This is a genomic window from Halomonas halodenitrificans DSM 735, assembly GCF_000620045.1.
Lineage (GTDB): Bacteria > Pseudomonadota > Gammaproteobacteria > Pseudomonadales > Halomonadaceae > Halomonas > Halomonas halodenitrificans.
Genome location: NZ_JHVH01000040.1, coordinates 1 through 6,718, shown reverse-complemented (window position 1 = coordinate 6,718; position 6,718 = coordinate 1). Strand labels below are relative to the sequence as shown.

The window sequence follows — 6,718 nt, the reverse complement described above, 5'->3', positions numbered from 1 at the left end:
GCCTGGCAGCGCACCTATGGCCTGCCCACGCTGATCACCAACTGCTCCAACAACTATGGCCCCTATCACTTCCCCGAGAAGCTGATTCCGCTGGTGATCCTCAACGCTCTGGAAGGCAAGCCGCTGCCGATCTATGGCAAAGGCGAGCAGGTTCGCGACTGGCTCTACGTGGAAGACCATGCCCGGGCGTTATACCAGGTGGCAACCGAAGGCGATGTCGCCGAGACCTATAACATCGGTGGCCATAACGAGAAGCAAAATATCGAGGTGGTGCATACTATCTGTGCGATTCTTGACGAGTTGGCGCCGTCACTGCATTCGCCTTATGCCAATCTGATTACCCACGTGGCCGACCGCCCCGGCCACGATCTGCGTTATGCCATCGGCGCCGACAAGATCGAACGTGAACTGGGCTGGCGCCCCGAGGAGACCTTCGAATCCGGCATCCGCAAGACAGTGCAGTGGTATCTCGACAACCTGGAATGGTGCCGCCGTGTCCAAGACGGCAGCTACCAGCGTGAGCGATTAGGCACCGCAGTCCAGTCGTAGGGTTCAAACCCTGCGCGATCCATCGCGTAGCGATGGCGAGACACAGAACTCAGAAAGGAATCACCATGGCACGCAAAGGCATCATCCTCGCCGGCGGCTCCGGTACCCGGCTGTTCCCCATTACCATGGGCGTCTCCAAGCAGCTGCTGCCGATCTACGACAAGCCGATGATCTATTACCCGCTCTCGGTGCTGATGCTGGCCGGTATTCGCGAGGTGTTGATCATCAGCACGCCGGAAGACCTACCTAGCTTCCAGCGCCTGCTGGGCGATGGCAGTCAGTTCGGCATCGAGCTCAGCTATGCCGAGCAGCCTAGCCCCGATGGACTGGCCCAGGCCTTTGTCATCGGCGAGGAGTTTATCGGTAGCGACCCGGTGTGCCTGTTGTTGGGCGATAACATCTTCTACGGCCAGGGCTTTACGCCCAAGCTGCTGCAGGCGGCGAATCAGCAGAGTGGCGCCACGGTATTCGGTTACCAGGTCAAGGATCCCGAGCGCTTCGGGGTCGTCGAGTTTGATGCCAACAAGCGGGCCATCTCCATCGAGGAGAAGCCGGCCAAGCCCAAATCGCATTATGCCGTCACCGGCCTCTACTTCTACGACAACGACGTGATCGAAATCGCCAAGAGGGTCGAGCCCTCCCATCGTGGTGAGCTGGAGATCACCAGCGTCAACCAGGCCTATCTGGAGCGCGGTGATCTCAACGTCGAGCTACTTGGGCGTGGTTTCGCTTGGCTGGATACCGGCACCCACGAAAGCATGCTGGAAGCCGCCCAGTTCGTGGAGACCATTGAGCGTCGCCAAGGCTACAAGATCGCCTGTCTGGAAGAGATTGCCTGGCGTAACGGTTGGATGAGCACGCCAGAAATGATCGCCGCCGGTAACCGCCTGGCCAAGAATGGCTATGGCGAATATTTGCTTTCGCTAGTCGAAGACGAATAGCGCCCCTCTGATCACCCATTAGTACCATTGGCCCGCCATGATCCCTGTTACCAAGCCCTATCTCCCCAGCCGGGAAAAGTTGGATAAATACATCGACGGTATCTACGAGCGTGGCTGGCTTACCAATAACGGCCCGCTGGTGCAGGAGCTGACGCGACGACTGGAAGAGTACCTGAGGGTTGAGAATCTGCTGCTGGTCAGCAACGGCACCCTGGCGCTGCAGATCGCCTATCGCGCACTAGGCATCAGTGGCGGTGACGCGCCTGCCGAAGCCATCACCACGCCCTTTACCTTCGTGGCTACGGCCAGCTCGCTGAAGTGGGACGAAGTAGAGCCAGTGTTCGTGGATATTGATCCTGATACCTGGTGCCTGGATCCGGCCCTAATCGAGGCAGCCATCACGCCGCGCACCCGTGCCATCGTGCCAGTGCATGTATTCGGTAATGCCTGCGACGTAGACGCCATCGATGAGATTGGCCGCCGGCACGATCTGAAAGTGGTCTACGATGCGGCTCATGCCTTTGGGGTGACCTACAAGGGAAAAAGCCTGCTCAAGCACGGTGATGCGGCAACGCTCAGCTTCCACGCTACCAAGCTGTTTCATTCCATCGAGGGTGGTGCGATCGTCTTCAAGCGCAAGGAAGACCTGGAGCGCGCCAGGAAGATGATCAACTTTGGCATCACCGGTCCTGAAACCATCGAAGAGCTGGGTATCAATGCCAAGATGAACGAGTTTCAGGCGGCGATGGGGCTGTGTGTGCTGGATGAGATGGAAGCCAACCTACAAGCCCGTGCACGGGTCTGGCGCCGGTACGAAAAAGCACTGCCGAACAACCTGCAACTCCAGGACAAAGACGCAGCCCTCGGCTACAACTGTGCCTATTTTCCTGTCGTATTTGAAAGCGAAGAGCAAGCCGTGCGCGTGGCAGCCACCCTCAAGGAAAACGGCATACTGACTAGGCGGTATTTTTACCCGTCGCTGGAAAGCGTTGCGTGCCTAAAATCGCAGTCAGCGCAGCCGATATCTGAGGACATTGCTAGTCGAATATTATGCTTGCCAATTTATGCGGACTTGGGCGGCGAAGATTTGACGAATATTACCGAAATAATACAGGGGGCTCTCAGTGACTGATTCAAGCGCCCAGTATAGCTGGATGGAGCTTTCTCCGTTACTAGAACAAAGTGAGGGCGCTGCATTTATTGCCCATACTGAACGTTTCCGATCTAATATTGAAGCGCTCAAACAAGCTTTCGAAAAACATTACAGCAATTTTAGTATTGGCTATTCTTACAAGACCAATCACTTGCCTGAGCTTTGTAAAATAGCCCACCAAGAAGGGTTATACGCTGAGGTGGTATCCGGAAGTGAATATTCTATTGCAAAAACGCTTGGTGTAACTGGCGACAGAATACTTTTCAATGGACCGACAAAATCGAATGATGAACTTCGTGCAGCATTCGTAAACCAGTCGCTCGTCAATATTGACAGCGTGAGTGAAGCCCGACAAGTAGCTCGCCTTACTGAAGAGTTTGGTGGTGATGTAAGAGTTGGTCTTCGCTGCAACCTTGATCTCAACTGGAAAGATCGGATATCCAGGTTTGGCCTCAGTGAAGAAAGTGGTGAATTACAATTAGCCTTAGAGGTCTTGGGTAGTAGAAATAATATTGTCTTAGAAGGGCTTCACTGTCATACTTCTTTCGACCGTTCTGCGGCCTCCTACAGTAGGCGGATTGTGCGCTTGATCGAAATTTCAGATCAGATTTTTGGTGGAAATGGGCCAAGGTTTCTTGATGTAGGCGGCGGGTTATGTGGCCCTATGTCTGATGAACTTCGTAATCAGTTTTTTACTCCTCCTCCGACTTTTGATGACTACGCAGCTGCTATTTGTACGCCATTGATTGAGCGGTACGGGAGTGCTGGACCAGAACTCATTGTTGAGCCTGGAGTTGGGTTGCTTGGTAACGTATTTGAATATGCTTATTGTGTTGAGCATGTGAAGAAAACCGGTTCTGACTGGTTTGCAGTAACGAGTGGTGCATCGCACCATATAAAGATCGTCCCAAATGATTTTAACCTTCCCACAACATGCCTTCGAAGCCCAGATGTTCCAGATGATGAGCGTAGAATGGCACCTGTAGATATTGCCGGTTACACTTGCCTAGAGCATGATATTATTTATCATGGATTCGAGCAGCCTGTTGCCAAAGGTGATATTTTAATTACTTCTAGTGTGGGCGCATATTCAATGGTTAGCAGTCCAGATTTCATTCGAACCAGTCCTCCTGTCTACGAATATCGCAGTGGTGAATGGCGAACGCTTCGGGGTAAGCTTTCAATTAGGGATTATCTCAAAAATTTCAGTTGGTAAGGAAGAGTGAACATGGAATCTCATATCCTGAAGCACGCCTCTGAGCGATCCGAGGTTTTCCGGCCCAACGAAAAACTCGACCGTTTAATTTCGCAATTAAGAGTGCTTCTTGAGCCTTTGCAAAAATCGGTCAACCATGATTTTTCTCATGCGAAGCTTCCCGTCATTGGTATTGTTGGTTGCCCACGGTCAGGCACTACGTTTATGACCCAGCTGCTGGCAGCTACAGGTGCTGTATCCTATCCTAGCAACCTCCTTTCGCGGTTCGCTTATGCACCGCATTTGGGCGCATTGATACAGCAGTTACTGATGAACCCTGAATACGATCTCGGTAACGAGTTTTCTGATTTACGCTCCAGTAGCGAATTTTCTTCAAATGTTGGAAAGACAAGTGGCACGCTTGGTATCAATGAATTTTTTCATTTCTGGCGACGTTTTTTCCCAATTCACGATCCAGGCCATCTCACAGAAGAAGAGCTAGTACAGGTTGATATTGATAACCTCCGTAAAGAGTTGGCAAGCATTCAGTCGGTTTACAATAAGCCGTTTATGTCAAAAATCATGATGCTTCAGTACAATCTCGCCTACTTTGCGGAAAAAATGCCCGAACTTAAAATTATCCATGTACAACGAGATCCGTTGTATTTGATGCAATCCGTGAGTCAGGCGCGAGTAAAGTACTATGGTAGCGATAAAATCTGGTGGTCTGTAAAACCTAGCGAATATAGCTTTCTGAAAGATGCCGCCCCGGCTACTCAAGTTGCTGGCCAGGTACTTTTCACCGAGCGCGCGATTCAGAACCAGATAAAAAGTCTTCCAGAAGACCGCTGGGTTACGGCTCGGTATGAAGAGGTTTGTGATAAACCACGAGAATTCCTCGTTAATCTTTCTGAACGATTTGCAATGCCTGAACTGGTTGATGATTTGGGGGGAATAGATACTTCCTACAAATCTGGCAATACCAAACGCTTAAGTGAAAGTGAATTGGAGTATCTTCAAAGAGAATACAACTTACTTCAGGAAAGTCACCCAGGGGTAGGTAAAAATTGAATATACTGTTAACCAGCGTTGGGCGAAGAAGTTATCTGGTGAATTATTTTAAAGCCGCCTTGAAGGGAAAAGGACAGGTGGTTGGTGCGAATATGTTTGGTAATGCAGCAGGGATGGTTGCGGCCGATATTTCAATCATTACACCCCCTGCTAAACATCCAGAATACATTCCGTTTCTCACCGAAGTATGTCAAAAAAATGATATAGAACTACTGTGTTCTCTGCATGACCTAGATGTCTATATTCTCAGTCAAGATCAGCAGTGGCTCTCAGAAGCGGGAATAGCTCATACCCTACCAACTGCGGAGTGGGGACGCATCTCGCTGGATAAATATGAGAGCACGAATTTACTTAAACAAAAGGGTATCTCTGTACCGAAAACAACGGTCAGCCTGGCGACCGCTCTGGAGGCTATCCGCAATGATGAAATGCGCTTCCCACTGATCGTAAAAGCTAGAGCTGGCTTTGGTTCATTGGGATTGGCAAAATGTCATAACGAATCGGAACTGCAAGCTGCGTATAATACCGCTGCCGAACAGGCGCTGGCGTCAGGTAGCAATCAATACATTCCTTTGCCTGAGCACGAAATGGTATTGGTACAGCAGGCGATCAGTGGCCGAGAAGTATGTTTGGGTATCGTAAACGACTTAAACGGTGCTTACCGTGCGCATTTTGCCTGCGAAGTACATTCAATGCGTTCAGGCGAAAGTGACTGGGCAACCAGCCTGGATAGAGAGCCATTTGTAGCCACGGCCAGAGCATTTAGCGGTCTTACCAAGCATCGCGGAATTTGGGGAGTGGATTTCCTTGAGGATGAGGGAGTGTACAAAGCCATTGATATAAACCCACGGTTTACTGGTGATTATCCCTTCCATCATCTGGCTGGATCAAATGTGCCAGCGGCGCTTCTAGCGTGGGCTAGCGGAGAAGAAGCTGGAGCAGATTATTTCCATTCGATACCTCAGGTAACCGGGTTCAAAGATCTCGTCCCTGCGATAGCGAAAATCTGATTTAAGTAAAGGAAGCTTCAGAGTAATGCTGAAAAAATTCAAAAGGTACGTGGGGCGCATTGCTTCAGATTTCATAAAGCAAAGAAAATCCAAAGGCAAAATAAAATACTTCTGCATCGGTAGAAACAAAACCGGCACCACCTCGCTGAAAGCAGCCTTCGAAGCCCTCGACTACCCCATGGGCAACCAACGCAAAGCTGAGGTCCTCACCGTCAATCACTACTTTGCAGGCAATTTTCAGCCCATAGTGGATTACTGCAAATCGGCTCAGGTATTCCAGGATGTGCCGTTCAGCTATCCGGAAACCTACAAGCACCTGGATAAAGCCTACCCGGGCAGTAAGTTCATCCTTACCGTTAGGGATAGCCCGGAGCAGTGGTACAACTCCATCACGCGCTTTCATGCCAAAATGTTTGGAAAAGACGGCCGTATTCCAACTGCGGAAGACCTCAGGGCCGCTAAGTATGCATGGCCTGGATTCATGTACAACGTAGTGCGTGTGCACGGCACAACCGATGAAGATCCCTACAATAAAGATACCATGATCGCCCACTACGAGCGGTACAACCGGGAGGTGGTGGAGCACTTTAAAGACCGCCCCGAGGACTTGTTAGTGATTAACGTAGCAGAGAAGGGCGCTTACCAAAAATTCGTTAGATTTCTTGGGGTAAATTCGCCTTGCGATGACTTCCCTTGGGAAAATAGAACCTAATGCTGAGTTTCGTTGAATGAAGGCAATGAACCGAAAAGTCGGCATTGGAGTGCTGTGGAATCTTGCTAACCTGTTCCTGACACGGGG

General features: G+C 50.5%; 7 protein-coding genes. All 7 read left to right on the top strand.

The window, feature by feature from the left end; genetic code table 11:
• The coding region (locus Q358_RS0113720; RefSeq protein WP_027962506.1) for a GDP-mannose 4,6-dehydratase at nucleotides 1-549 on the top strand (549 nt) is incomplete at its 5' end.
• A 65-nt stretch (nucleotides 550-614) separates the two neighbouring features.
• Nucleotides 615-1,490, top strand: coding sequence for a glucose-1-phosphate thymidylyltransferase RfbA (gene rfbA / locus Q358_RS0113715; RefSeq protein ID WP_027962505.1), 876 nt, complete (start codon nucleotides 615-617; stop codon nucleotides 1,488-1,490).
• 79 nt (nucleotides 1,491-1,569) lie between these two features.
• Nucleotides 1,570-2,622 carry a DegT/DnrJ/EryC1/StrS family aminotransferase gene (locus Q358_RS0113710; RefSeq protein ID WP_245598330.1) on the top strand — a complete coding sequence of 351 codons (1,053 nt, stop codon included), beginning with the start codon at nucleotides 1,570-1,572 and terminating at the stop codon, nucleotides 2,620-2,622.
• Nucleotides 2,615-3,859 carry a type III PLP-dependent enzyme domain-containing protein gene (locus Q358_RS18370; RefSeq protein ID WP_084286581.1) on the top strand — a complete coding sequence of 415 codons (1,245 nt, stop codon included), beginning with the start codon at nucleotides 2,615-2,617 and terminating at the stop codon, nucleotides 3,857-3,859. The genes Q358_RS0113710 and Q358_RS18370 overlap by 8 nt, the downstream gene beginning before the upstream one ends.
• A 12-nt stretch (nucleotides 3,860-3,871) precedes the next feature.
• Nucleotides 3,872-4,909, top strand: coding sequence for a sulfotransferase (locus Q358_RS18365; RefSeq protein WP_084286580.1), 1,038 nt, complete (start codon nucleotides 3,872-3,874; stop codon nucleotides 4,907-4,909).
• Complete coding sequence (locus Q358_RS18360) at nucleotides 4,906-5,919, top strand: ATP-grasp domain-containing protein (protein ID WP_342665559.1); 1,014 nt, start codon at nucleotides 4,906-4,908, stop codon at nucleotides 5,917-5,919. The genes Q358_RS18365 and Q358_RS18360 overlap by 4 nt, the downstream gene beginning before the upstream one ends.
• Before the next feature lie 25 nt (nucleotides 5,920-5,944).
• Complete coding sequence (locus Q358_RS0113705; protein ID WP_027962503.1) at nucleotides 5,945-6,631, top strand: sulfotransferase; 687 nt, start codon at nucleotides 5,945-5,947, stop codon at nucleotides 6,629-6,631.
• Nucleotides 6,632-6,718 lie beyond the last annotated feature (87 nt).

What these genes read in the sequence shown, in the direction of transcription:
- rfbA (WP_027962505.1), top strand. Translation starts at nt 615, where the DNA reads ATGGCACGCAAAGGCATCATCCTCGCCGGCGGCTCCGGTACCCGGCTG.
- Q358_RS18365 (WP_084286580.1), top strand. Translation starts at nt 3,872, where the DNA reads ATGGAATCTCATATCCTGAAGCACGCCTCTGAGCGATCCGAGGTTTTC.
- Q358_RS0113705 (WP_027962503.1), top strand. Translation starts at nt 5,945, where the DNA reads ATGCTGAAAAAATTCAAAAGGTACGTGGGGCGCATTGCTTCAGATTTC.